Here is a 24,165-nt window from a genome sequence, read left to right on the forward strand (position 1 = left end):
GCGGAGGCGCGGGCCGCGCTCGCCCGGCTCCGCTCCGCCCTCCCCGGCGCCGCGCCGCAGGCGGAGCCCACCGCTCCGACGGACGCCGCTCCCTCGCCCCTTCCCGCACCCCCGGAGAGCGCCGTGCAGACCGACGAAGGAGTGATCCCCATCGAGTCGCTCCTCCTCCGCGGCCCGGCCGCGCTCCGCGAGGCGCTGGCGCTGCGCCCCACCGTGGAGGGGCTGGCGGCGGGGGCGTCGCCCGAGCTGCGCGACCGGATCGCCGAGCTCTTCGACCTCGTCCGCCTCGGTGTGGAAGAGCCGACAACCTCCTGATCCATGAAGTTCAACTTCAAGGCGGTCCTCGGGATCGCGGTGAGCCTCCTCCTCCTCTGGTGGGCTCTCCGCGATGTTTCTTTTGCGGAGGTAGTGCACCACGTCCGCAACGCGGACCCGGTGCTCTTCCTCCTGGCCGTCGCCGTCGCCACTTCCGGGCTCGCCATCCGCGCGCTCCGCTGGAGGGCGCTCCTGCGCCCGGTGGCGGAGGGGATCCCCTTCCGTCCGCGCTACGCCGCGGTCTCCATCGGCTTCGCCGCCAACAACCTCCTCCCGGCCCGGGTGGGGGAGTTCGCGCGGGCGTACAGCCTGGGCCGCCTGGCCGGGGTGCCCGTCGGCGCCGTGCTCGCGTCGCTCGTCATGGAGCGGGTGCTGGACGGGCTGGTGATCGTGGCGCTCCTCTTCGCCTCCATGTCGGCGGCCTCCTTCCCGGCGATGGTGGAGGTGGGCGGGGTCGATCCGCGGTCGGCCGCGCGCGTCGTAGCCGTGCTGACCGGGGTCCTGGGCGCCCTGCTCTTCGTCCTGGCGCTGGCGCCGGAGCGCTCGGTGGAGGTCGTAGACAGCGTCGCGGAGAGGCTGCTTCCGTCCAGCCTGCGCCGGCCGCTGGTGGACGCGCTCCACTCCTTCCTGGGCGGCCTGGGCGTCCTCCGCGACCCGAAGCTCCTGGCCATCTCGGTGGCCTGGGCGGCGGCGCAGTGGACCTTCCTCGCGCTCTCCTTCTACCTGGCCTTCCTGGCCTTCGGGATCGACGTCCCCTTCGCGGGGGCGGTGTTCCTCCAGTCGCTGGTGAGCCTGGCGGTGGCCGTCCCCTCGTCTCCGGGGTTCTTCGGCCCGTTCGAGGCGGCGTCCAAGCTGGGGCTGGGGCTCTGGGGCGTCCCGCCGGGGCAGGCGGTCTCCTTCGCCATCGGCTTCCACATCGGCGGGTTCATCCCCGTCACCCTGATCGGGCTCTGGTACGTGTGGCGTCTCAACCTGAGCTGGAAGGAGGTGGAGGCTAGCGAGGAGACGGTGGAGGACATCGTGGAGCGCGACGAGGTCACCACGCTCCCGACGCCGCGCGGGCCATGAGCGTCGTGCGCGTGGAGGCCCCGGCCAAGGTGAACCTGCGGCTCCGGGTGCTGGCGCGGGAGGAGTCCGGCTACCATTCGCTGGAGTCGCTGTTCTGCGCCGTCTCGCTGGCGGACACGGTCGAGGTGCGGCCTGGCGGGCCCGGGGTGCGGCTGCGGGTGGCCGGCGGGGTGGACACGGGGCCGCCGGAGCGCAACCTGGTCGTCCGTGCGGCGGAGCGCTTCGGCCGGGAGCTGGGGCGGGAGCCCGCGCTGCAGGTGGCGCTCACCAAGCGGATCCCCTCGGCGGCCGGGCTGGGCGGGGGGAGCTCGGACGCCGCTGCGATGCTGCGCGCCCTGAACGCGCTGCACGGGGAGCCCTTCGGGCGCGCGGAGCTGCTGCAGATGGCGGCGGAGCTGGGGAGCGACGTGCCGTTCTTCCTCTGCGGCTCCACGCTGGCGCTGGGGTGGGGAAGGGGAGAGCGGCTGCTGGCGCTCCCGGCGCTCCCCCCGCGCCCGGTGCTCGTGGCCCACCCCGGCGTGCCGATGCCCACGGGCGAGGCGTTCCGGCGCGTGGCGGAGCGGCGGGCGGGGCGGACGGCCCCGGAGGCGTTCGCCTTCGGGACGGAGCTGCTGGGGGGGTGGGCGGGGGTGTGCGCCCTCGCCGAGAACGACTTCGAGCCGGCGGCGTTCGAGCAGGTGCCGGTGCTCGCGGCGGCGAAGCGGGCCATGCAGGATGCCGGGGCGCTGGTCTGCCTCCTCGCGGGGAGCGGCGCCTCGCTCTTCGGGGTCTTCCCCTCGGCGGACGAGCGGGGGGAGGCGGAGGGGCGGGTGGGGGCGCTCGGGCTGGCGACCTGGACGGCGGAGACGCTGGCTTCGGAGCTGCCGGTGGTGGGTCAGTCCGGCTGCGACGGAGAGTGATGAGCACCTGACGTCACGAGTGCGCCGCCTCGCCCGGGGATGGCGCGCGCTGCATTCCTCCCCCCCGGAGCATTCGGCCGGCTCAGCCCAGGTAAACGATGAGCGTCGCGCCGACCCAGAAGGCCAGGTAGCAGACCATCGCGATCCTGACCAGCTTCAGGTTGCGCCTGCCGTGGCGGATCTGCCACACGCCCATCACGATGCCGAGAACTCCGACTGCCAACACCAAGCCGAGGATGCCGAACGCGAACACCGCGTCCCACGTGCTGCCGGTGAAGCGCGTCCGGGAGAGTGGGTCGTCCGAGCGAGCGATGATGCCGGCCATCACGGCGATCAGGTACGCCATGGGGACCGCGAGAATCAGTCCGAGCACGACGTACAGCACGCCGGCGGCGCGGAGACGCCGGGGCGAGTGAAGGACGAAGCCGCACCGCCCGCAGACGTCCGACCAGATGGGGACGTCCCCGCCACAGCCGCCGCAGTCCTGCCGCATGAACAGGATTTGCATTCGCGCTCCCGCTGAATCCGTCCCCTGGAGGGGGCGCTCGCACCAGGAAAGCTGGCGCCCGCTTCAACATGGGCCTGCGTTCGCGACGGTGCCAGGTTCGTGAGGCGCAGACGGCTTTCCGGCCGACTGCCGGCGCGTTGGGCAGGAGGTGGGGTACGACGTCTGGACGGGTTCCCGGTTCCGGTTGACCCTGCTGGCGGAAACGGCTAAATTTTCCAGTCTGTTCCGGCCTTTCCGGGCCGGCGGCTGCCCCCTGGTGTAATGGCAGCACAGCGGTCTTTGGAACCGTTAGTGGAGGTTCGAATCCTCCGGGGGCAATGGGCCGGAAGCTCTTCTTCGGAAGGGCTTCCGGCCTTTCTTCATGCGCTTCGGCCAGATGCCGAGGCCTTCACGAGTCCTTCGGGATCCGGTACATAACCACCGTGCCCTCCGCGTCCACCTCCAGCACGGTGTTCACCATGTCGAGTGGCGGATCATGCTCGCGGATGGTCAGCAGTGCGGCGGTGAACAGCTCTACCTGGCGCTCCCGCCGCACGTTCGGGAGGATCACTACCATCCCGGGATGCACCTCCTCCCGCTGGAGCATCGGCCGGAAGTCGCTCCAGTTGTTGGTCACGATCGTCAGGTCCTCGGCGAGCACGCGCCGCAGCACCTCCGGGTCCTTCAGGGACGACCACCCGCGGTGGACCACGTGGTACGCGTTGTAGCCGAGGGCGTTGGCGGTCTCCACGAGGCGGGGCGAGAGGTTCTCGTCGATCAGGAACTGGATCACGAATCCCTCTCGCCCGGACGGACCGCCGTGTGGCAGGCCTGGAGTGGACGGCTCACGACGCCTTCCTGACCACGACCCCGTTCTTCCAGGGTGCGCGGCGTGGACGGCCCCGGCGCGGGTACATCCGCGCGTAGAGCAGCGCCGCGTCGAGCGTCTCGGGCGTCAGCGCCGGGTAGTCCTCCAGGAGCTCCTCGCGGCTCGCCCCCTGCTCCGCGAGGTCGCCCAGCATGTGCACCGGGATGCGGGTGCCGCGGACGACGGGCTCGCCGGCGCGCACCTCCGGGTCACTGGTCACGAAGGAGCGTGCCTGCTCGATCCGCTCCAGATTCTGCTCGATGGCCTCGACCTCCGGCCCGATCCGGACCTCCACGGCACCGATGGTGACCACCTCCGGCCTCTGCCTTTCGCGGACACAGTGGCCGAGCTGCTGGCGCAGCTTCCGCTTGCCCTCCGGAGAGAGCAGGCGTCCGACGTCGTTCCGAAGCCGGAGGTAGACGAGGTCCGGGAGCCCCAGCATGCGCTCCCGCTCGTCCTGGCGCCGCTTCGGGAGGAGTTGCACCTCTTCCCGGTCGATGGCCTGGTTGATCGTCTTCTCCGACAGACCTGTCGCGAAGGCGGCCTCCCGCGGGGAGAGGCCGGGAGAGCTGCTTCTGCGCTGATTGTTCGACATAATGCCTCCTCGTTATGAGGACAAATTACTGCGGCGCTGGTCGAGAGTCAATCCAGCGTCAGGTGATTCACCCGATGCTCGACAGAAGGCGAAGAGGCTCCCAAGTATCCACGCGCAGGAGCGCGACCGCCGTCAAGCGCGTCGATGCAGGCGATGCAGGCAGTGCTGGTGGTACTGGTAGAGCGGGCAGTGCAGGCAGTGCAGCCGGATGGATCTACGTCTCGCGTTTGCGTTTCTTACGCGGGCTGGGCGGATCGGCCGGCGGGTCGAGGAGACCGAGCTCAATGAAGGACGCGTAGCCCGACTCACCGATGACGATGCGGTCCATCACCACGATGTCCAGAAGCTCGGCCGCCTCCTGGAGCTGTCGCGTGAGCTGGATGTCATCGTCACTCGGGTTGTGCTCTCCGGGAGGATGGTTGTGGGCGAGCACCAGGCTGGTGGCGTTGTAGAGGAGGGCCGCCTTGAAGGCCTCCCGCGGGCCCACGATGCAGTAGTCGACGGTGCCGGTCGCGACGGTGTGCACACCGATAAAGCGGTTCTGGGTGTCCAGGAAGATCGCCACCATGTGCTCCCGGTCGGAGTCGCCGACATAGGCTCGGAACAGGTCCGCGGCTTCTCTGGGGCTTCTGCAGAGCCGGGTGCGGATGGGTACGGTTCTGTCTCGAACGAGCTGGAGTTTGTAGGCGGGGACGCGGTACAAGGGCTGATTCAGGGGTATTGGCCGGTCTCTTGGCGGAGACGCGAGCCGGTTATCGAGGATGATGCTCTATTATCATCTTCTTCCAATGTTCGGTATCGGGTCATTCTGAATCAGGTGATGAGGGAGGGGTGACCTGGACAGATCGAGTTGCGCTCCAAGTGTGATCCTTCGGCGCGTTTGGCTGCCTTCAAGCCGTGCTTGCCATGCCTTCTGAGCCAACTCGGTGGGCGTAATCGCCGCAATTGCTTGACCAGTTTGCCGGATACTGTTAGCTATAGTCCCCCTCCCGTGCGATCTCTGCGTTGTTCATCTCACGCACTCTCCTACTCGCACATCGGCGAGGCGCTATCCGTTCATAGCTGGTACCGCCCCTTCCCAACCCGGAACCGGAGCCTATGGCCACACACCAGCCCGAGCCAGACCGCTTGCAGCGACACGAAGCGCTTTTCACTGCGCTGATGGCGCTGGAGCGGTGCGAACTCGTCCAGCATGTACGTACCACGCCGAAGACCCAACTTCCTGCTGAGGTCTTGGCTCGTTCGTACCGTGATCTCTGGCTTGCCGGCCGAAACGAGGAGGCGGAGGCTGTCGCCGCCCGCCTCTTCGGCTCCCGCAATGAGGACCCGCCGAGCGGGGTCGGAGATCCGGAGTACATGCGCTGGCTGCTCGTGCACTGCGAGAAGCGCGTGTCGCTGAAGTCCGTGTGGCGCGCTGCGGAGGACCTCTACCAGAGCACCTGCTTGCAGATCGTACGCGCACTCCGTGGATCCCAGGGCGCCCAGGCGCACACCGCCTGGAGGGCGTTCTGCTTCGACCGGCTCTACGATGCCCTGCGCGAGCGGACCCGCAGGGATGCGCACGTGGTAGGGCTGGAGGTGCAGAGCGACGAGACCGGCGAGCTGCGCAGCTTGGCAGACGTGGCCGAGAGCCACCCGTGGCAGGGCTCGGTCGCACCCGACCGGGAGGAAGCGCTGACGGCGTTCCTCCGCCAGCGACTGGAACTGGCCGCCGATCCGGTCGTCCGTGACATCGGCCTGGACCAGTTTTTCGGCGACCCCTCGCCGGTGGACGAGCCGGATCCCGAGCGTCCCGATCGGCCACCGCTGACATTGAGGTACAGGCTCACGCGCTTCCAGGTCTACCAGCGCAAGAAGAAGGCGAAGGTGGTACTCCGGCGAGCCTGGGAGGAGTGGACGGAACAGAACCCACAGCCCTGACGTCGATGTACGGGCCGAACGGGCACCCACGAAAGGAGAACACCATGCCGTCCACTGACAAGCCGACCCTGTCCCGCCTGTTGGCGGAGATCGAGACCGCCTGGGAGGAGCGGGGCGACGCCTCACTCATCGAACGCCTGGCGGTCAAGCACCCGGAGCACGCCGAGGAGCTGTTCGCATTCATGGATGCAATCACGGAGGAGGATGCCGAGCTGCCAGCAGGTGCAGGCGCTGCGGCGGTGACGAGCACGCTCGCGTGGCTTGCCGAGGAGCATCGCGGCCCTGTGGCTGCCGAAGAGCCTCCCGAGAGACCGAATAAAGGGGCCGGGAGCCCCCCGCAGGACCTTGTGGGATTCCTGGTCGTGGAGTCGGGGAAGGGACCGGCCGAGATCGCCGAGGCGCTGGAGGACACGCCGATCGAGCTTCTCGCCGTCTTTGCACAGTACCCCCGGCTGGTCGCGCCGTCGGCTCGCCGCGCACTCGCGGGGCGGGTGGAGCGAGGGCTCGGGATCGACCGCCGACGCGTCACTGCCAAGTTCGAGGAGTCGTCGGAGTTCGCGCGCGCCGCCTCGCGCGGTGGGGGATACGGAGCCGGGCCGAAGAGCTACGAGGATCTCCTGAACATCGCGGACCTGAAGGGCGAGCGGCGCGCGCTGTGGCTTCGACTCGGCGAGCACGACGGAGAGGAGGGACGATGAGGAGCCTGGAGTACGTCCGCGCCCGGGCCCGGCTGCTCCGCGAGGAGATCGGTGGGGCACCGGAAGGATTGCTGGATCGGATGAAGGAACACATCCGGCAGAGGCACGGGAAGTACCTGACGCCGCTCGCATCCGCAACCATGCAGCAAAGTCGCGCGGAGGTGAAGCTCGGCGATCCCATGCTCCGGTACGACCGGGCGCTGGATGCCGAGCCCGAGGAGAGGATCCTGGTCATCGCGCACGAACTCGGCCATCTCGAGCTCCACGACCGTCTGTCCGACTGGAGCGTCCCGCCGGACCCGCTAGTCGGCTCCGCCTACATGGGCGGGGGCGCGCCGGGCGTGGCCCGGTACAGCGAGAAGGCGAAGGAGGAAGCCCAGGCCAACGCGTTCGCGGTGGAGTTCCTCTGCCCCGCGGATCAGGTGCTGGCCGCGTGGATGGGAGGCACGCCGCCCACGGAGATCGCCGTTCGCCGGGGGATTCCGCTCCGCCTCGTCCAGGCGCAGCTCGCTGAAGCGCTCTTCCACCTGGGAGCGGATCGAGACGGGGAGGGGGCCTCCCGCCCGGAGCGGCCTCCCACCCCCGCGCAACGGAATGCGGCCCGCGACTTCGGCCGGCCGGTCCTCGTCAAGGCGGGGCCAGGGACGGGGAAGACTAAGACGCTGGTGCTCCGCGTGCAGCATCTGCTCGCTCCCGCGGAGGAGCGCCCGGAAGGGGTGCCCGACGACATCCGGCCCGAGCAGATCCTGGTGCTCACCTTCAGCAACGAGGCGGCCGAGGAGCTCCGCGCCCGCATCGGGAAGCGCTTCGACGAGAAGACGGCGGACGCGATCGAGATCTGTACCTTCCACACCTGGGGCTACGTCTTCCTGCACCACTTCAGGACGGATGCCGGTCTCGACCCCGACCGCGAGCTCATCCTCCTGGACGAGCCGGCGCAGGCGGAACTGGTGGCGGAGGTGCTCGCCACCGCCGATGTGGATGCCATCCTGGACCTGAAGGACCCGGAGAGCACCGCCGCCTCAGCCGCCGAGTATGTCTCCTTCCTCAAGGACCGGCTGTGGACGCCGGAGGATCTGGAGCGGGAGCTGGACGCGTGGGCGCCCGCGGAGGGGGACGCGGACACGCGCCCGCAGGTGCGGGGTCTGCTGTCCGTCTACCGGGCGTACGAGGAGGCGAAACGGCGGAAGAACGGTGTCGACTTCGGGGACCTCATCCTCCTCCCCTGGCAGATCCTTAGCGGCAACGCGGAGCTGCGGGCGAAGGTTGCCGCCAAGCACCGCTTCGTGATGGTCGACGAATACCAGGACGTGAGCCGTGCGGTCGCCAAGCTGCTGCTGCAGATCTGCGGGGATGGCAACCCTCCCTGGGTGGTCGGCGACAAGCAGCAGGCGATCTACCGGTTCCGCGGCGCGCATCCGGACAACGTCGACCTGTTCGGTGTGGACTTCGAGGGTGCCTTCACCCACGAGCTGGACATCAACTTCCGTTCGGGTCCCGCGGTGGTGGCGGCCGCCAACCACCTCGCCGCCCTCCTTGAGGCTCCCGACTTCGAGGGGGAGCCGCCCGCCCGCTGGCGCGCCGACCAGGACCTCGACCCGGTGGCCGGACCCGCCGTAGCCATCGCGCTCGCGAACTCCGACGAGGCGGAGCGCCAGAACATCGCGACCCAGGTGAAGAGCTGGGTGGACGCCGGCGTGCCACGGTCCGACATCGCGGTACTCGCCCGCCGCAACATCGACGTGCGCCAGATCTCCATCGGGCTGAACCGGCTTGGGGTGCGCGCTGTCACGAGCGGCGTGGTCACCGCGGAGGGCGCTGCAGGCGACCTGGCGGCGGTGATCTCACTTCCGGACGCTCCCCGAGCCGCGGTGCCGCGGCTCGCCTATGCGCTGTTCGGGAAGAAGGTGCCCGCTGCGGTGCTGGATGCCGCTATCCGGCAGATGGTGGACGGCATAGGTCCTGAGGGCGGGATCGAGGCCCGGCCGGCACCAGGTGCGGGCGGCGTGGTGGAGGAGATCGCACGGCTCCAGACGGAGTTCCAGCCGCTCACTTTCACGCAGGACGGGCGGGAGGTGCTGTGCGCGTTCCTTTTCGGGCACGAGCGCTATCTCCGCGACTTGGTGGCGCGGGCCGAGGAGCCGGAGGCGGCGCTCGCGATCCAAGAGATCGTCACCGTGCTCGCGGCTGCCGCAGCGCACCGGTACGCCCACCCCCGGGTACAGCCCCGGATCTCACGCATCGGCTTCGGGACCCGGCTCCGGACCATGCTCTCCCGGGCGACACCCGCGCTGGTGCCGCCTCCGAAGAGGGGGGACGCCGTGCGGGTGATGACCTGCCACGCCTCGAAGGGCCTGGAGTTCCCCTACGTCTTGGTGGCCGGGCAGACGCTCTCGGGGATGGAGCGGGACGACTCGTGGCTCCCTCCGCGCATGCGGAAGGACGCCGATGACGATGCGCGCCAGGCGGACGCGCTGCTGTTCGTCGGCGTCACCCGGGCGGAGCGCGCGCTGGTCGTCTCGCACGCGAGCAGCGCGAGCGGCACCACCCTGGCGCACCACCAGCGGGAACGCCCACTCCTGCTGGACCGCTGGGCGGAGCAGTCCACCGCTCCCCGGCTCGACTGGTCGGCGGAGCGTGGTGGGAAGGCGACCTTCCGTGCTGTCGGGATCTGGGGCGGCAGCTTTCCGGAACTCGTGTCCACCTACGTCGTCTCGGGCGCGGGCTGCGCGGTCCGGATCTATCTGCAGGAGAGCCTGAAAGCGGAGTTCCCCGTGGTCGCCGAGCCGTTGTGGCCCGCGTACGTGGGGGTGACGCGGCGCGCGATGCAGCAGATCGTCCGCGAGGCGAACGAGACGGGACGGCCCCTCACGCGGCTGGACGCCACGCGGGTGCTGGACCTGTACTGGTCGGACCTGGCAGGGCGCGAGCATCCCCACCCGATGCTGCCACTGTACCGGCGGTACGCGGAGAACCGCGTGGCGCGGCTCGCCGCCGTCTACACACCCGTGCCGGGTGCTGTGGACCTCCCCTCCACGGTGGAAGTCACAGTGGAAGGCGGGAAGCGGACGGTGCGGACCGACGTCCTCGGCTACTTCCGGAGCCCCGGGGGACGGCGGCGGGTGATCGCGCTGGAGACCGACTCCCTCGAAGGCGACGTGAAGAATGGTGGGATCAACTGGACCGATCTCGACCAGCAGCTCAAGGTCACCTTCTCTCTCCTGCACGGGGGGGGCGACGGCGACCTCGACCTCTCCGTGTACTCCGACGCCGATGGGTGCATCTACGAGGCGCGCTGGAGTATTCAGAAGGCAAGTGTCCCGAAGGCCCGGACTGCGGCGGAGGAGCGGGTACGGCGGGGGATCGCCGGCGAGGTAGAGATGAACATCAACCCGTTCCAATGCGGCCGGTGCGGACACCTTGTGCACTGTCCGCACTGGATTGGCGCGGGGGAGAAGGCGGTGTAACCCTCGTACACATCGCCCGTTGGTGATCCGTTCAGTGAGGGTGTGGGGCTCGCGGCGAGCCCCACACCCTCTCTCGTTTTCGGGTGATGCAGTCTTATGACAGGGGCCCGGCATCGACCTGTTGCTGAGGTGTGAGCCGGCTGACTCGACGCCCGCGAGTGATGGCTCGGCCGGTGCGGATCTGGCTCCGCCGTGCCATCGGGGACCGCCCCATCACCCTTCCGGCGCACATCGGCTCGATTTTGTCCGTTATAGAGTTTATGGAACCTTCACCTGTTGCCACGGAGCCCAATGGCACGCTCCACGCCCGACCCGCCGAGCGACAGATATGACGACGCGCTGTTCCAAGCGCTGATGCGGCTCGATACTCCGGCCCTGGTTCACCATGTACGCACCGCCCGCCGGGATGATCTTCCCGCGCCAGTGCTCGCACGCGCATACCGCGAGCTTTTGGCCCAGGGTCGAAACGAGGCTGCTGAGGCAGCGATTGAGCGCCTGTTCGGCGGTGAGCTGGGGGACCCCCCGAGCGGAGTGGGAAAGCCGGAGTACATGGGGTGGTTACTCCGCACCGCGGCGAAGCATAGCACAAACTGGCAGGAGGCGCTCGATCTCTACCAAGCTGCGCTGGGGAAGATCGCCCGCGCCCTAGTCCGTACCCAGGGTGCTAACGCCCATACGGCGTGGAAGGCGTTCTGCTACCAGCGGCTGATTGATGCCAAGCGAGAGCGTGACGGCCGTCGTGGCGAGCGCGTGGAGCCCCCCCACGTCAGCCTTGAGAGCGAGGATTCGATCAACCCGGTCGAGCGCGCGCTGGGGTTTTCCTTCCAGGGGAGCGTGGCTCCGGATCGTGAAGAGGAGATGATGGGATTCCTGCAAGCGTGTATGGAACGGGTGGAGGACCCGCTGGTTCGAGAGGTCGGGCTGGCGCAATTCTTCAACGGACCGCCCGTGCCGATTTCAGGCAGGGACCCCTACGGTTTAGGCCTGAAGCCGCTCACCGAACGCCTCGGGCTCACCCTCGATCAGGTGAATCGGTTGAAGCGGAAGGCTCGGGACGTGCTTCGGGACGGTTGGAACGAGTGGAACGAGAAGGACTGGCGGCCATGAGCGAGCGGATGATGTCCCCAGGAGTAGCACCAAACAGAAATAGGAGTACGCAGATGCCGTCACCCGATACAGCCGCGCTCGAAGTGCTCCTCGCGCAGTTGGAGCGCGCGTGGGAGGAACAGGGTGATGCTCAACTGGTCGAAGCCCTTGCGGCTGCGCACCCGGGGTACGCCGACGAACTCTATGCTTTCTTCGACGCCCTCGTCTCGGAGGATGATCCGCTCCCGGACGGTGTTGGGGCAGCCGCCGTGCGCGGAACTCTCGCCTGGCTGCGAGACGGAGGACATGAGGAACTCGCCGACATCGCACGCCAGGAGTCAAGTGGAGCTACTCCCCGTCTTGAGATCAGTGATGAGGTTGGCTTTGGCAGGAGATCCTACTTCAAGGAGCACTACCTGCGCCTCCGCTATCCCGTCGCAGAGGACGGTCGCCTCGGGCTGCGGAGAGCACAACTGGGGGCGATCCACGCGATCAACTCGCACTTCACTCTCCGCGAAGAACCGGCCGTCGTCGTAATGCCTACCGGTTCCGGGAAGACGGCTGTATTGATGATGGCCGCCTTCGGGCTTCGTGCACGCCGTGTACTGGTGGTTACCCCCAGCGTGCTGGTGCGAAATCAGATTGCGGAGAGCTTCGCATCGCTGAGCACGCTGCGCAGGATCGGCGCGCTGGACGAAGAGTGCCCAGATCCTGCGGTTACAGAGGTTTTTGGGAAACTGCGGAACCCGGAAGCCTGGGAGATGCTGCAGGCCTACGATGTAGTGGTAGGCACACCGAACAGCGTGAGCCCCGGCGCGCAGGGAGTGGCGGTCCCCCCGGCAGACCTCTTCGACCTAATCCTCGTCGACGAGGCTCACCACAACCGCGCTCCGACTTGGGACAGGCTCCTGTCTGCGTTTCCCGGTGCGAAACAGGTGCATTTCACTGCTACCCCGTTCCGCCGGGACAGGCAGGCAATGCACGGCGATTTCGTCTACACGTATCCATTGAGCGAGGCTTACCGGGATGGGGTGTTCGGAGCGATCCGTTACGTCCCGGTCGAGCCAGCCGGGGAAAGCAGCGACATCGTCATAGCGAAAGCCGCTGAACAAGTATTCAGCCAGGATCAAGCGGCCGGGTTGATCCACCTGGTCATGGTACGCACCGATTCCCGGCAGCGCGCCGACACCTTGAGGGAGGTTTATGCCAGCAACACTGGCTTGAACCTTCGGATCGTCCACAGCGGCCTTTCTCCCAAGGTGGTCAAGCGCACGATCGAGCAGCTACGGAAGTCGGAATTGGATGGGGTGATCTGCGTCGACATGCTCGGGGAGGGGTTCGACCTGCCCACCCTGAAGATCGCTGCGATCCACGTACCGCATCGTTCGCTCGCGGTCACATTGCAGTTCATCGGCCGCTTTGCCCGAACGGAGGCGGAGGAGAAGATCGGCGAGGCAAAGTTCGTCGCCGTCCCCTCAGAGATAGAAATCGAGCGGGAGAAGCTGTTCGAAGAATCAGCGACCTGGCAGCAGATCGTCACCAACCTGAGCGAGGGGCGGATCACGGAGGAAGTCGAGATGCGCGAGCAGATCGCAACCTTCACCCAATCAGCCAGGCCCGAGCTCGATTACCGCGACGTCTCGCTGCACGCGCTCCGGCCGTTCAATCATCTGAAGATCTTCCAGGTGAATCGGCCGGCGGAGGACATCGACATGGAAGCGGATCTGGACCTGCCGCCTCCGTTCGAAGTCGTGCACCGCCAGACAAGCGAGGAATTGAGTGCGACGGTTTTCATTACTCGCGCGGAGACCAGTCCACGCTGGACCAGCCTCGAGGCCTTTTCGACGGTGGAGCATGACCTGTTCGTGGTCTATCACCACTCAGAGAGCAATCTCCTGTTCATTCATTGCTCTCGGTCAACAGCGAGCCTGTACGAACATGTCGCGGCGAGCTTCACGGGCAGGGTACACCGGATTCTGCCGCTCACCAAGGTGAACCGGGTGCTCGCCACGCTCACGGACCTCGAATTCTACAACATCGGGATGCGAAGGCGCGCCCTGCATGCCAATGCCGAGTCCTACCGTATAGGCGCCGGCTCGGCCATGCAAAACGCGATCAGCCGTACAGACGGGGTCATGTACCACCGCGGACACGTCGTCGGGGCCGGCGTGGATTCGAAGGGACGTCGCGAGAACATCGGGTACAGCTCCGCCTCGAAGGTATGGAGCAGCCGGCACACACTGATCCCCCAGCTGGTCGGGTGGGCCCGAGTGCTCGCCTGGCGAATCCAGAATCACCGGGACGTGGTCACCGACTCGGGGCTCGACTATCTCGATACGGGTGAAGAAATCCATGCCTTCCCCGACGAGGGAATCATTGCGGTGGATTGGCCTCGCGACGTGTACATGCGTCCCCGCCGCCTCAAGCATTTAGACACGGGGGCGGAGGTGCCGATCCTCGACGTGGATCTCGGCATCGATGTCGACGCCACGCGGAATGGGTGCATTCGCCTCACGCTCGCCGGCCGGGGCGTGAACCTCGCGCTCGAATACTCGCTGACTTCGGACGGTGCCCGATTCGCTCTCGTGGAGAATCCTCCGGAGGAGTACGTGGTGATCGTCGGCCGGGACGACCTGACTCTCCCCGATTACTTCCAGGAGCATCCACCTCGGGTATTCCTTGCGGATTTTTCGGTGATCGACGGTGGGCAGCTCTTTCGGACACCTCCGGTGCTTGCGCCCTTCGATCCCTCGCGGGTGGAGGCGATCCAATGGACCGTGCTCGGAGTGAACATCCGGAAGGAGTTCTACGAGGAGGGCGATAAACGGGATGGTCACTCGATCCACGATTACCTTGCCGCCTACCTGCCGGCCCAAGACGAGGAGGTCGTGTTTTATGACCATGGCACGGGTGAGATGGCGGATTTCGTGACCTTCACGCGCTCGCCTGCAGGGGTGGTAATCCGGTTCTATCATTGCAAGGCATCGCACGGGGAGATCCCAGGCTCAAGAGTCGCCGATGCCTACGAGGTGGCGAGCCAAGTTGTGAAGTCCGTGATCTGGCTCCGCGGCGCCGCGAGGATACTGTCTCAGGTGAACCGCCGTGAGCGAGAGGTGGAAGGGTCGTGCTTCCTCAAGGGAGACCGCAGTCTGCTGAAGGAAGTGCTCAATGAAAGCCGGAATGCGGGACTGAGGTACGAGATGGTCCTCGTTCAGCCCGGGATCTCTCGTCTGAAAATGAAGGACAACGTCGCCACCGTGCTGGCGGCGGCGGACCGCTTCATCATCAATCACAACTGCGAAGGGCTGCGGATCTGGGGATCTGAGTAACCAGACGATTGGCAAAATCGGGGCGCTTTGTAGACGAGGCGCACATCGGACCAGCGGATTCCGTTTATAGAGGGTGTGAGGCCGACCGGCCCCACACCCTCACCTTTTTGGAGACCGAAGATGACCAGCAAGGCAGCGGAAGGGAAGCCGGAGCACCCCGGGCGCGGGAACGATGAGATCGTCATCCACATCGACAAGGAGCCGTACAAGGTGACGCGCTCCGAGATGACGGTCCGTGAGCTCCTGGCGCTCGCGGGCGAGGAGCCGTCGGAGACCAGCTTGGTGCTCCGGCACGGCAACGAGCAGCAGAAGTACAGCAGCCTCGACGAGGTGGTGCCCCTGCGCAACGGGATGCACTTCGTCGTCTATCACAACACCCCGACGACCGTGTCCTGATGTACGGGCCCGAGCGTCTCCTGCGGGACCTGGGGGAGATAGGCTACGAGGTGGAGCGGGTGACCGGCGCGGACGGCAACGTCTACGCGGTCATCCGCGGCTTCGTGGTCCCGGTGGGCCGGTTCGCGGACCGGGTGATCGACCTGGGGCTGCTGGCGCCCCCGGACTATCCCCGGAACGTCGGCTCGTCCATCCACGTCCGCGCCACACCGCAGCTCCTGGAGTACGGCTCCGTTCCCGGCGTCCGCAACATCATCCAGAGCGGACTGGGCCCGGAGTGGCGCTACTGGAGCCACAACTTCGGGTGGGGGGCCGGCGAGCGGTCCACCCGCCGCCTCCTGTCGCAGATCAACAGGATCTTCGCCCATGCCTGAGAAAACGCTTCCGCAGGACCTGAGTGTCGCCCTCGCCGGCGACTTGGACGCGGCGATGGCCGCACACCTGATCCGCGAGGACCGGGAGGAGGACCTCCTCTTCGCCCTCTGGACGCCCTCAGAGGGATCCTCGCGGCTCACCGCCCTGGTGCAGACCCCGCTCTTCCCCCGCGAGGGGGAGCGCCAGCGCCATGGCAACGCCAGCTTCAATCCCGAGTACTTCGAGCGCGTCGCGAGCGAAGCCGTGGCCGAAGGGTGTGGGATCGCCTTCCTCCACAGTCACCCCGGACCGGGCTGGCAAGGGATGAGCCCGGACGATATCCGGGCGGAGCTCCGGATGGCCGGGGCCGCCCTGGCCCTGACCGACCTGCCCCTGCTCGGGATGACGGTGGGGAGCGACGGGGCCTGGAGCGCCCGCATGTGGGAGCACACCGGGCGGAAGGAGTACGAGCGTCGCTGGTGCCGCTCGGTGCGTGTCTCCGGGGAGTTGCTGCGGGTGAGCTTCGCCGACCACCTCGTCCGCCCTCCGCGCTGGCGGGAGGAATTCAGACGCACGGTGACGGTCTGGGGCGAGGAAGCGCACGCCACGCTGGCCCGGCTCCGGGTGGGGATCGTCGGGCTCGGGAGCGTGGGGAGCATCGTCGCCGAGGCGCTCGCCCGGATGGGGATCGAGCGGTTCGTGCTCATCGACTTCGACGAGGTCCAGCGCCACAATCTGGACCGGCTGCTCGGGGCGACCCGGCGCGACCTCGGGCGTCTCAAGGTGGACGTGGCAGCCCGACAGATCCGGCGTGCGGCAACCGCCGCGCGGGTGAGCGTCCGCCGCGTGGCCGCAGCCGTCACGGAGGAGGAAGGCTACCGGACTGCCCTGGACTGCGACGTGATCTTCTCTTGCGTGGACCGGCCGTGGCCGCGCCAGGTCCTGAATCACGTGGCTTACGCGCACCTGATCCCGGTGATCGACGGGGGAATCCAGGTGCGCTTCAGGCGCGGCAGGTTCACCGGGGCCGACTGGCAGGTGCAGACGGTCGGGCCGGGGCGAACGTGCCTGGAGTGCCTGGGGGCGTACAACCGCGGCGACGCGGCCACGGAGCGGGAGGGGAAACTGGACGACCCATCCTACCTGGCGGGGCTGCCCGCCGACCACCGCTTCAAGCGCAACGAAAACGTCTTCCCCTTCAGCGCCAACCTGGCCTCTCTGGAGGTGCTGCACCTCGTCGCGCTGGCCACGGGCACCCGCGGGATCGAGGCCGGCGTCCAGCGGTTCAGAACCATGCCCGGCGTGCTCGACCGCGTCGACGTGCCCTCCTGCTCCCCGGAGTGCGACACGGCCTCGCTGGTTGCCCAGGGAGACCGGCACTTCGCGCTTTACGGGCACGATCACTCTGCTGCGGAGGCCCGGAGCCGACAGGGTGCAGCGGCTCCGCCGACGGTGGGATGAGGGCCGTTGCAGCGCCGCCCGGAGTTGCCTGCGACCGGGGGGCCTGTAGGGCACTGCGCCGGCGGGAGCCAGTATACAAGGAATCCTCTACCGCGTCGTGGAGAAAAACAGGAGGCCACCGGGGCCTCCTGTTTTCATGGCTGCGGACCGAGAAGGGGTGAACACTACCCCAGCATCCTGCCTATGTACTCGTCACCAGCTTGGTGAATGACCCGGTACTCCGCAGCCAGGTCCTCCCACGTCAGCTCCTCGGCGCCCGGGATCTCCTCGCGCCGGGTGGATGTGAGGATGTACCCGCCCATCTCGATGCGTCGGTCCCGGAATGCGGGCTCCCCGCTCATCTCATCCAGCTTCTTCAGCGCCTCGATCTTGCTCCTGTTCGGGTAGCCGAGCCCGTGGTGGTGCATCCCGTGCGGCTCGACGAACAGGATGCGCGTGTGGCCGGTGGCCTCGTCGTGAAGCCAGACGATGAAATCGGGGAAGAAGCTGCTGCGCTGGAAGAAACCCACACCGCGGTGCGCCGGGTTGCGCAGCAGGTAGAGCGTGGTCCCGGCGCGGTTCAAAAGGGTCCTTGCCCGCCGCGCCGGGCTCCGGCCGCACCAGGTCGCCCTTGAGGCGTGTGACCTCCTTCGCGCCAAGCTCCGCGTACAGCCAGCGGTTGAGGCCCAGCGAGTGCTCCAGCTTCATTCGGGGACGCGCTCCGGGTCGATGCCGCGCTCGCGGAGAACGGCTTCCAGCGATTCGAGCAGGCGGGGAAGGTCGTTCTCGATCGCGTCCCCACGATCTGCAGGTCCAGCCCCCTGTACCCGTGGATCAGCACGTTGCGGAAGCCGATGATCTTGCTCCAGGGGATCTCGGGATGGCGGTCGCGGACCTCCGCTGGAACCCGGGTCGCGGCCTCGCCGACGATCTCGAAGTTCCGGATCACCGCGTCCCGGAGGATCCGGTCCTCCAACAGCCGCCCCCGCTCCCCCGCGGTGTACGCGAGAATTCGCCGTCCGTACTGGAGCATGTCGGCGAGGTAGACCTCCGCTCTCTTGCTCACAGTGGCTCCGCCTCCGCCAGGACGTCGTCGCGGATGAGCCAGTGCAACGTCGTGTCCTCCGCCACGTCCACCCGCCGGCCGAGCAACTCGGTCAGGTCGTACACGAAGCCGCCGAGGTCGAAGAGCGATCTCCCCTTCTCCATCTTGATGAGCAGGTCCACGTCGCTCTCCGGCGTGGCGTCGCCGTGCAGGAGCGAGCCGAAGATCCGGATGTCGTAGACCCCGTATCTATCCGCGATCTCCAGGATCTCCTCCCGCCGTGCGCGCAGATCCTCAAGCGTAGGTGTCGCGATCATGGGTTCTACTCCTCCTCGATCAGCCGCTTGAAGACGGGGTCCAGCGAGTGCACGCCGGGGATGGCGCTGTCGCCGTTGATCAGCACCTCGTCGTACCCCGGATGCGCGGCTCCATGAAGCGGTGCTCCACCTCCAGCCCCTGGACCAGGTCGAAGATCTCCACCAGGTCCACCCGGCGGTTCGGGCTGAGGCACGGTGCGGATGTTCGACGTCTTCGGGTGAGCTGATCACGGGGGAAGGACATTCTAACGTCCCGGGCGAGTTTCCGCAGGGGCGAGGGCGAGACACGAAATACAACCGGGGGTCCCACGGCACCCCCGGTGCAATGCTGGACGTGGCGGAACGCGTCCTTCCAAGACACGGCCGGGGCTGCATCACGTCCCCTGACGCAGAGTGACACCCTTACACGCGACGAACCCCCCCCGGCCCTACCACGGAGAAGGGCGGAGGGGGTTCGTCTCTGTGCCGCGAAGCCGTGCTCGCGTCCGATCGCAGCGAGATGGCTACTGGTCGCGCGGCTCTTCCGTCGGAAGCCCGGCGTCTTTCCACGCCTGCGTGCCCCCCTCGACGTACGCGACATCCGTGAAGCCCATTTCCTTCAGCGTCTTCGCGCTGATCGCAGCCATGGGCCCTGCGTCGCAAATCGTCACTACCGTACGGGAGCGGTCTTGGAGGCGCGGATCGCGGAATTCTTCAGGCAGTTCCTGATCGGCGCGGAGGGGCAACGTTCCGGCCGAGATCGGTGCGGCACTGGCGGCCATCCCGGTTTCTCGAATGCGAGAGAGATCGCGCACGTCGACGAGTACGGCGTTTGGGTCGTCCCGGAGCCGCCGCTGAGCCTCTTCGGGACTGAGCGATGGCACTTCCGCCATCGCGTCGGAAGCCATCTGCATGAAGGTCTTCGCCATGAGCACTCTACGAATGAGGGTAGGAGAACGATCGGCCGGGACGGAAATCTGTACGACCGCTGCACCACGCCTTCCGCTCGTGCAGAAGTCGACATCCACGCTCGGAGCCAGCGGAAGCGTGGGCGCCCCGGAGAATCCTCTGTTAGCAGCTGGAGTTGGCGACCGCGCGGAACATCCCCTCGTTACCCTGCGGCGCAGCGCGCATCATGGCGATATCGAACATGTGCACGCCATTCACCATGTTGAGCGCGCCGACGCCCGCAGCCGGTGCAGCGTCGCACTTCTGCGGCTCTCCGGAGGCTCGATTCGCCGACGCGGCCGTTGGGAGGAGGGAGGAGGTCGGACCCACCGGGTCCGAGCACCCGGTGAGCAACAGGGTGGCAGCGAGTGCAAACGCGGGACGGGCGGAGAGACGGAGCATCATCGACCTCCTGGGAGTAGAGTGTCCGGCAGACGCGCCGGTGGCGTTCTCCTCGACAGCCGGACGGCCTCGGGAACCGAGGCTCTCATGCTTTGCGGACCGGTGAAGGAGTCCGGCGAACTGTCGCTTCATGCGTGCCTCCGTGGGCGGGATGGAGAGAGGAGCCGGGCCTGGCGCCGAACGAGGCGGGTTGCCCGAGGAACCGTGCACGCCTAAGATGATCCGGGGGGGTCTCCCAACTCTCTCCCCAGAGTCTCCCCGTCCGTCGGACGCTCCCCCGCGACCTTTCCATGCTGTATCTCCAGCTCCTGGGTGGCCTCTCCGCCCGCCTGAATGAGGAGTCTCTCTCGGGCCGCGCAACCCAGCGCAAGCGGCTGGCGTTGCTCGCGCTCCTCGCCACGACACCGCAGCGGTCGATGAGCCGGGCCAAGCTGGTCGGCCTGCTGTGGTCCGAGAGCGAGAGCGAGCGTGCGCGGCACCAGCTCACGACCGCCGCCTACGACCTGCGGCGGGCGCTCGGAGAGGGCGTCTTGATCTCCACGCCCGAGGAGCTGCGGCTGAGCGGGTCGGGCATATCGTGCGACCTGTGGGAATACGAGGAGGCGCTCCGCCGGTGCGACCGGGAGCGGGCGGCGAGCCTCTACGCGGGAGCGTTCCTGGATGGCTTCTTCCTCACCGACGCACCCGAGTTCGAGCGCTGGGTGGATGCGGAGCGGGATCGGCTCGCCCGCAGCTACGCACAGACGCTGGAGCGCCTCGCGGAAGAGATGGAGAGGCAGGGAAACGTTCAGGACGCAACGCTGTGGTGGCAGCACCTCGCAGCCCACGACCCCTACAGCTCCCGCGTCGCGCTCCGCTGTATGCGGAGCTTGATCGCGGCGGGAGATCCGGGCGGAGCGCTTCAGCACGCGCGAACTCATGCCTCGCGCCTGCGGCGCGAGCTGGAGGTGGAGCCCGATTCCGAACTGCTCCATCTCGCGTCCCGGCTCCGCTCGGAGCGGCCCCAGGAGCCGGAGCGCACGGACGAGACTGAAGCCGCCCGCGCCGACAATTCAGCTATGGCGGCAGTCTCCCCGGCCGGTACGGCTGTCTCGGGGGTGCGAGATCAGTCAACGACGACTTCGGATGCCCCTCGAGAGATTCCTGCACCGTCTCCGACCCTCAGTCGCAGATCTCGCGGGCTACTCTCCCTGGTGCTCAGCGGGATTGCCGTTCTCCTCATTGTTACTGGAGTACGGCGGCTCGGGGGGGATCGACTACTGTCGGAGGAGGCGAGCGAGGCCGTAGCCAGCGAGGCAGTCGACCCGCGCGCACGCGAGTTGTACCTCCGGGGCCGGATGGCCTGGAGCGAGCGATCGCGCCAGGGGCTGGAGCAATCGGTGGTGCTGTTTCGTCAGGCCGTGGAGCGGGACCCCACCTTCGCCCTCGCCTGGGCCGGTCTGGCGGATGCGTACGTGATTCTGGGCTATCTTGGTCTGGGTCCCCCGGCGGTGATGTTTCCCAAGGGCAAGGCGGCGGCGCTTCGTGCACTGGAGCTGGACTCGAACCTGGCCGCTGCCTATGCACCCCTCGGTCAAGCTCTCGTGTGGGAGCGGAAGTGGACGGACGCGGAGCGGGCGTTCCAGCGCGCGATCGAGCTGGACCCGAGCCACGCGACGGCCCACCAGTGGTACGGCCTCCTGATGGTCCCGCTAGGACGGCCCGAGGAGGCAGTGGTCCTTACGCGCCGCGCCAGCGAGCTGGACCCGCTCTCACGCCAGATCAGCAACACCTACGGCATGGTGCTCCACTACGCGGGACACTCGGACCAAGCGCGCGAGCACTACCGGCAGACGATCCATGCGGAGCCGGACTCCGCGTGGATCCGGCAGAACCCGTGGCTGCTCTCCAACGCGAGCCGCGTCTATACGGCATTGGGCGAGTACGCGGAGTCGATCCGGCTCCTGGAGCTGGCACTCAGGGTCGTCCCCTCCCACCCTCGACCGCTGGCCGACCTGGCCTATGCGCATGCGGCGAGCGGAGATCGTGCAAAGGCGCTCCAGGTGTTTGCGAGGGCGGATACCGCCAACCCGCAGTACGCCTACTTCCGCGCCTCCGTCTTCGCGGTCCTCGGCGAACGGGACTCGGCGTTCTCTTGGCTGGAGCGCATCGAGGAGTGGGGTCCCTCTCCCGTCGGGGAGCTTCGCATGGACCCGCGGATGGAGCCGATCCGCTCCGATCCGAGGTACGTGGCGCTACTCACCCGACTCGGGTTATCCCCTACGGGCGACCGAAGGGCGATGGGACGGAATGACTCCGCATCGGCCCCGGTCGTAGCGCAATGAAGCCCCGGAAGCTATGCTCGCGGGACATTCTCTACTGCCGCCGATGGCTGTGTCAACCTGGGCCATGCATGCGCTGCGCCGGAGCGGATCCACACGGACAGACTCGGCAGCTACGCGGCCGCGATTCGCCGCATCCCTGAGCTGGCCGGAGTCGATCACCAGCAGGTGCGCTCCGCAATGCGCTGCAACAATCGAGTAGAGCAGGCCCGTCAGCCCACCCGTGTGCGGGAGAGTCGCATGAGCCGGTTCCGAGGCTCCACCTCGGCGCAGCACTTCCTGGCTGCGTTCACTCGGACGTGGAACCTGTTCCGGCCGCGTCGCCGCTCCTGCAGAAGCTCGCCCTGACCGGGCGGCCCGAGCCGGGTGCGCTGGAGGTCACACTCATCTTCCCCGAGCAGTAGGCATCGCGGACCAGCACCTTTGCCGAGAGTGGAATGGGAACTCGCTTGAAGGACAGGGTCGCCCTCGTGACGGGGGCGGCCCGGGGGATCGGCGAGGCCGTGGCCCGCACCTTCGAGCGGGAAGGGGCGCGCGTGCTGGTGACCGACCTCGTCGAGCCCGCGTGGATCGCACCGATGGCCGCGGACCGGGTAGCGTACCGTCGCCTGGACGTGCGCGAGGAGGGGGACTGGGCTGCGGCCATGGAGGAGGTGCTGGACCGCTGGGGACGGCTGGACGTGCTGGTGAACAACGCCGGGATCACAGGCTTCGAGGCGGGCCCCGTCCCGCACGACCCGGAGCATGCGAGCCTGGAGGACTGGCGGGCGGTGCACCGCACCAACCTGGACGGGGTGTTCCTGGGGTGTAAGCACGCGATCCGGGCCATGCGGGCCACGGGGGAGGGCTCGATCGTCAACATCTCCTCCCGGTCCGGACTGGTGGGGATCCCGGCCGCGGCGGCGTACGCCTCCAGCAAGGCGGCCGTGCGCAACCACACCAAGACGGTCGCGCTCTATTGTGCCGAGCAGGGGCTGCGCATCCGGTGCAACTCGGTGCACCCGGCGGCCATCCTCACGCCCATGTGGGAGCCGATGCTGGGCGAGGGTCCGGAGCGGGAGGTCCGCATGCGCGAGCTCGTGCGGGACGTGCCTCTCGGCCGGTTCGGCACGGTGGAGGAGGTGGCGGCTCTCGTCGTCTACCTGGCCTGCGACGAGTCGGCATACGCCACGGGCGCCGAGTTCGTGCTGGACGGGGGCATTCTCGCGGGCCCCACCGCCACGCCGCGGGGCTGATCTCTCAACGTGGCGGTGGGGTACCGGTTCTGACCTGCCGGGGATCCGGGGCGGGGGAGCGGAGTGGACGTCCGGCTCCCCCGCTGCTCGCTCGCTCCGGGGGAGCTGGAAGCGTAGCCGTCCGCTCAGCGCGGCGAGCCGCGGGGAAGGACCACCACGCCCAGGGGGACGCGGCGCAGCCCCTCCCAGCGGTGCTCGCCGCCGTCCGCCTGCCGAAGCCACATCTGCCCCGAGATTCCCCCGTCCAGCGACACCGCCTTCCGGCACCCGAGCGCACCCATCAGCGCGGCCATCTCCGGGATGGTGAGGCCGAACGGCAGCTCGGAGAGCACGCCTCCCAGCCCCTCGAAGCGGGTGAGCGCCACCAGGATCCGGCCGTCGCGCAGCTCTCCGACGGCGAGACGGGAGTCCCGGTGCGCCAGGTCCACTCCGTCCCCCTCGCCCCGGAGCGGCAGCGGCACCTCGCCGTCCCCTTCGAGCAGCGTGGGGTAGGACTGCAGCGCCTCCACCACTCCGCCCCGCTCCCGCACCGCCGGGATGCTGTCCACCTCCACCAGCCGGATCCCACCCGCGGCGTCGGCCACCAGCGCCATCGAGAGCGGCCCGCTTCCGGGCGCCTGCCTCTCGCGCCCGCCCTGCACCAGCCACCCCCAGGGATCGGCGCCCCGGAACTGACCGCCGTTGAGGGCGAGCACCGCCTCCCGCTGCGCGGCGGCCACGGTCCAGGCGCCCCGGGTGCCGGCGGCGCGGGTGCTGTCGCGGAGCACGAGGCGCACCCGTGCGGGATCCAGGCGGACCAGGATCACTCGCAGACGCCACGCCTCGCCCCTTCCGGAGAGCCGCAGCTCGCCCCACTCCACCCCCGGCTGTGCGGGGCGCCATGCCACCCTCCGCGACAGGGCCGCCGCCTCCTCCGTCCAGCGGGCGGGTGCCCGGCCGGTGCTCCACCATGTATGCCAGCGGCCACCCGCCTCCACGGCGAGCGCCGACCGCGGC

At 68.1% G+C, this 24,165-nt stretch carries 21 protein-coding genes, 1 tRNA gene and 1 pseudogene; 15 read left to right on the plus strand and 8 right to left on the minus strand.

Annotation, left to right across the window (positions count from 1 at the left end; genetic code table 11):
- The 3 genes from VGR37_20475 to ispE all read left to right on the plus strand — a co-directional run.
- Positions 1 to 315: hypothetical protein (locus tag VGR37_20475; protein ID HEV2149788.1), on the plus strand; the 315-nt coding region annotated here is incomplete at its 5' end.
- Positions 316 to 318: 3 nt separating this feature from the next.
- On the plus strand, positions 319 to 1,383 hold the full coding sequence (locus VGR37_20480) for a lysylphosphatidylglycerol synthase transmembrane domain-containing protein (protein ID HEV2149789.1): 1,065 nt from the start codon (positions 319 to 321) through the stop codon (positions 1,381 to 1,383).
- Positions 1,380 to 2,282, plus strand: coding sequence for a 4-(cytidine 5'-diphospho)-2-C-methyl-D-erythritol kinase (gene ispE / locus VGR37_20485; protein HEV2149790.1), 903 nt, complete (start codon positions 1,380 to 1,382; stop codon positions 2,280 to 2,282). Before VGR37_20480 ends, ispE begins: the two co-directional genes overlap by 4 nt.
- An 82-nt stretch (positions 2,283 to 2,364) precedes the next feature.
- Here ispE and VGR37_20490 read toward each other — a convergent pair whose 3' ends face one another.
- Entirely contained in the window at positions 2,365 to 2,790 is a 426-nt protein-coding gene (locus VGR37_20490) for a hypothetical protein (protein ID HEV2149791.1), read from the minus strand.
- Positions 2,791 to 3,037: 247 nt separating this feature from the next.
- On the opposite strand from VGR37_20490, the gene VGR37_20495 reads away from it, so the two are divergent.
- A tRNA-Gln gene (locus VGR37_20495) sits at positions 3,038 to 3,108 on the plus strand.
- A 70-nt stretch (positions 3,109 to 3,178) separates the two neighbouring features.
- Here VGR37_20495 and VGR37_20500 read toward each other — a convergent pair.
- From VGR37_20500 to VGR37_20510, 3 genes are all read right to left on the minus strand, one after another.
- Positions 3,179 to 3,562, minus strand: coding sequence for a DUF5615 family PIN-like protein (locus tag VGR37_20500; protein HEV2149792.1), 384 nt, complete (start codon positions 3,560 to 3,562; stop codon positions 3,179 to 3,181).
- Positions 3,563 to 3,614: 52 nt separating this feature from the next.
- Positions 3,615 to 4,232: a DUF433 domain-containing protein gene (locus VGR37_20505; protein HEV2149793.1), complete on the minus strand. Its 618-nt coding sequence runs from the start codon at positions 4,230 to 4,232 to the stop codon at positions 3,615 to 3,617.
- A gap of 214 nt (positions 4,233 to 4,446) precedes the next feature.
- Positions 4,447 to 4,935 carry a JAB domain-containing protein gene (locus tag VGR37_20510; GenBank protein ID HEV2149794.1) on the minus strand — a complete coding sequence of 163 codons (489 nt, stop codon included), beginning with the start codon at positions 4,933 to 4,935 and terminating at the stop codon, positions 4,447 to 4,449.
- Between the two features lie 395 nt (positions 4,936 to 5,330).
- On the opposite strand from VGR37_20510, the gene VGR37_20515 reads away from it, so the two are divergent.
- The 8 genes from VGR37_20515 to VGR37_20550 all read left to right on the plus strand — a co-directional run bounded on the left by VGR37_20515 (position 5,331) and on the right by VGR37_20550 (position 16,943).
- Positions 5,331 to 6,152: a hypothetical protein gene (locus VGR37_20515; protein ID HEV2149795.1), complete on the plus strand. Its 822-nt coding sequence runs from the start codon at positions 5,331 to 5,333 to the stop codon at positions 6,150 to 6,152.
- 44 nt (positions 6,153 to 6,196) lie between these two features.
- Positions 6,197 to 6,850 carry a hypothetical protein gene (locus VGR37_20520; GenBank protein HEV2149796.1) on the plus strand — a complete coding sequence of 218 codons (654 nt, stop codon included), beginning with the start codon at positions 6,197 to 6,199 and terminating at the stop codon, positions 6,848 to 6,850.
- Positions 6,847 to 10,317: a UvrD-helicase domain-containing protein gene (locus VGR37_20525; protein ID HEV2149797.1), complete on the plus strand. Its 3,471-nt coding sequence runs from the start codon at positions 6,847 to 6,849 to the stop codon at positions 10,315 to 10,317. The genes VGR37_20520 and VGR37_20525 overlap by 4 nt, the downstream gene beginning before the upstream one ends.
- Positions 10,318 to 10,608: 291 nt before the next feature.
- The gene (locus VGR37_20530; protein HEV2149798.1) at positions 10,609 to 11,424 is read left to right on the plus strand and encodes a hypothetical protein; all 816 of its coding nucleotides are present in this window, start codon (positions 10,609 to 10,611) and stop codon (positions 11,422 to 11,424) included.
- A 53-nt stretch (positions 11,425 to 11,477) separates the two neighbouring features.
- Positions 11,478 to 14,732 (plus strand): DEAD/DEAH box helicase family protein, encoded by a 3,255-nt coding sequence (locus tag VGR37_20535; GenBank protein ID HEV2149799.1) that lies wholly within the window; start codon positions 11,478 to 11,480, stop codon positions 14,730 to 14,732.
- Between the two features lie 120 nt (positions 14,733 to 14,852).
- Positions 14,853 to 15,128, plus strand: coding sequence for a multiubiquitin domain-containing protein (locus tag VGR37_20540; protein ID HEV2149800.1), 276 nt, complete (start codon positions 14,853 to 14,855; stop codon positions 15,126 to 15,128).
- Positions 15,128 to 15,502, plus strand: coding sequence for an E2/UBC family protein (locus VGR37_20545; protein HEV2149801.1), 375 nt, complete (start codon positions 15,128 to 15,130; stop codon positions 15,500 to 15,502). Before VGR37_20540 ends, VGR37_20545 begins: the two co-directional genes overlap by 1 nt.
- The gene (locus tag VGR37_20550) at positions 15,495 to 16,943 is read left to right on the plus strand and encodes a ThiF family adenylyltransferase (protein ID HEV2149802.1); all 1,449 of its coding nucleotides are present in this window, start codon (positions 15,495 to 15,497) and stop codon (positions 16,941 to 16,943) included. The genes VGR37_20545 and VGR37_20550 overlap by 8 nt, the downstream gene beginning before the upstream one ends.
- Positions 16,944 to 17,107: 164 nt before the next feature.
- Here VGR37_20550 and VGR37_20555 read toward each other — a convergent pair whose 3' ends face one another.
- From VGR37_20555 to VGR37_20565, 3 genes are all read right to left on the minus strand, one after another.
- A complete protein-coding gene (locus VGR37_20555; protein HEV2149803.1) occupies positions 17,108 to 17,506 on the minus strand; it encodes a hypothetical protein in 399 nt (132 codons plus the stop codon).
- 478 nt (positions 17,507 to 17,984) lie between these two features.
- Positions 17,985 to 18,284, minus strand: a complete 300-nt coding sequence (locus VGR37_20560; GenBank protein HEV2149804.1) for a nucleotidyltransferase family protein — start codon at positions 18,282 to 18,284, stop codon at positions 17,985 to 17,987.
- Between the two features lie 503 nt (positions 18,285 to 18,787).
- Complete coding sequence (locus tag VGR37_20565; GenBank protein HEV2149805.1) at positions 18,788 to 19,192, minus strand: rhodanese-like domain-containing protein; 405 nt, start codon at positions 19,190 to 19,192, stop codon at positions 18,788 to 18,790.
- An 837-nt stretch (positions 19,193 to 20,029) separates the two neighbouring features.
- On the opposite strand from VGR37_20565, the gene VGR37_20570 reads away from it, so the two are divergent.
- From VGR37_20570 to VGR37_20580, 3 genes and pseudogenes are all read left to right on the plus strand, one after another.
- Positions 20,030 to 21,937, plus strand: a complete 1,908-nt coding sequence (locus VGR37_20570) for a tetratricopeptide repeat protein (protein ID HEV2149806.1) — start codon at positions 20,030 to 20,032, stop codon at positions 21,935 to 21,937.
- A gap of 75 nt (positions 21,938 to 22,012) precedes the next feature.
- Positions 22,013 to 22,282, plus strand: a pseudogene (locus VGR37_20575) (DDE-type integrase/transposase/recombinase).
- An 89-nt stretch (positions 22,283 to 22,371) separates the two neighbouring features.
- On the plus strand, positions 22,372 to 23,169 hold the full coding sequence (locus VGR37_20580; protein HEV2149807.1) for an SDR family oxidoreductase: 798 nt from the start codon (positions 22,372 to 22,374) through the stop codon (positions 23,167 to 23,169).
- 125 nt (positions 23,170 to 23,294) lie between these two features.
- Here the strand turns inward: VGR37_20580 and VGR37_20585 are convergent.
- Positions 23,295 to 24,165: phosphodiester glycosidase family protein (locus VGR37_20585; GenBank protein ID HEV2149808.1), on the minus strand; the 871-nt coding region annotated here is incomplete at its 5' end.

Source organism: Longimicrobiaceae bacterium, assembly GCA_035936415.1.
GTDB lineage: Bacteria > Gemmatimonadota > Gemmatimonadetes > Longimicrobiales > Longimicrobiaceae > JAFAYN01.

What these genes read in the sequence shown, in the direction of transcription:
- VGR37_20480 (HEV2149789.1), top strand. Translation starts at nt 319, where the DNA reads ATGAAGTTCAACTTCAAGGCGGTCCTCGGGATCGCGGTGAGCCTCCTC.
- ispE (HEV2149790.1), top strand. Translation starts at nt 1,380, where the DNA reads ATGAGCGTCGTGCGCGTGGAGGCCCCGGCCAAGGTGAACCTGCGGCTC.
- VGR37_20490 (HEV2149791.1), bottom strand. Translation starts at nt 2,790, where the DNA reads ATGCAAATCCTGTTCATGCGGCAGGACTGCGGCGGCTGTGGCGGGGAC.
- VGR37_20505 (HEV2149793.1), bottom strand. Translation starts at nt 4,232, where the DNA reads ATGTCGAACAATCAGCGCAGAAGCAGCTCTCCCGGCCTCTCCCCGCGG.
- VGR37_20515 (HEV2149795.1), top strand. Translation starts at nt 5,331, where the DNA reads ATGGCCACACACCAGCCCGAGCCAGACCGCTTGCAGCGACACGAAGCG.
- VGR37_20520 (HEV2149796.1), top strand. Translation starts at nt 6,197, where the DNA reads ATGCCGTCCACTGACAAGCCGACCCTGTCCCGCCTGTTGGCGGAGATC.
- VGR37_20525 (HEV2149797.1), top strand. Translation starts at nt 6,847, where the DNA reads ATGAGGAGCCTGGAGTACGTCCGCGCCCGGGCCCGGCTGCTCCGCGAG.
- VGR37_20530 (HEV2149798.1), top strand. Translation starts at nt 10,609, where the DNA reads ATGGCACGCTCCACGCCCGACCCGCCGAGCGACAGATATGACGACGCG.
- VGR37_20535 (HEV2149799.1), top strand. Translation starts at nt 11,478, where the DNA reads ATGCCGTCACCCGATACAGCCGCGCTCGAAGTGCTCCTCGCGCAGTTG.
- VGR37_20540 (HEV2149800.1), top strand. Translation starts at nt 14,853, where the DNA reads ATGACCAGCAAGGCAGCGGAAGGGAAGCCGGAGCACCCCGGGCGCGGG.
- VGR37_20545 (HEV2149801.1), top strand. Translation starts at nt 15,128, where the DNA reads ATGTACGGGCCCGAGCGTCTCCTGCGGGACCTGGGGGAGATAGGCTAC.
- VGR37_20550 (HEV2149802.1), top strand. Translation starts at nt 15,495, where the DNA reads ATGCCTGAGAAAACGCTTCCGCAGGACCTGAGTGTCGCCCTCGCCGGC.
- VGR37_20560 (HEV2149804.1), bottom strand. Translation starts at nt 18,284, where the DNA reads ATGATCGCGACACCTACGCTTGAGGATCTGCGCGCACGGCGGGAGGAG.
- VGR37_20565 (HEV2149805.1), bottom strand. Translation starts at nt 19,192, where the DNA reads ATGGCGAAGACCTTCATGCAGATGGCTTCCGACGCGATGGCGGAAGTG.
- VGR37_20570 (HEV2149806.1), top strand. Translation starts at nt 20,030, where the DNA reads ATGAGCCGGGCCAAGCTGGTCGGCCTGCTGTGGTCCGAGAGCGAGAGC.
- VGR37_20580 (HEV2149807.1), top strand. Translation starts at nt 22,372, where the DNA reads ATGGGAACTCGCTTGAAGGACAGGGTCGCCCTCGTGACGGGGGCGGCC.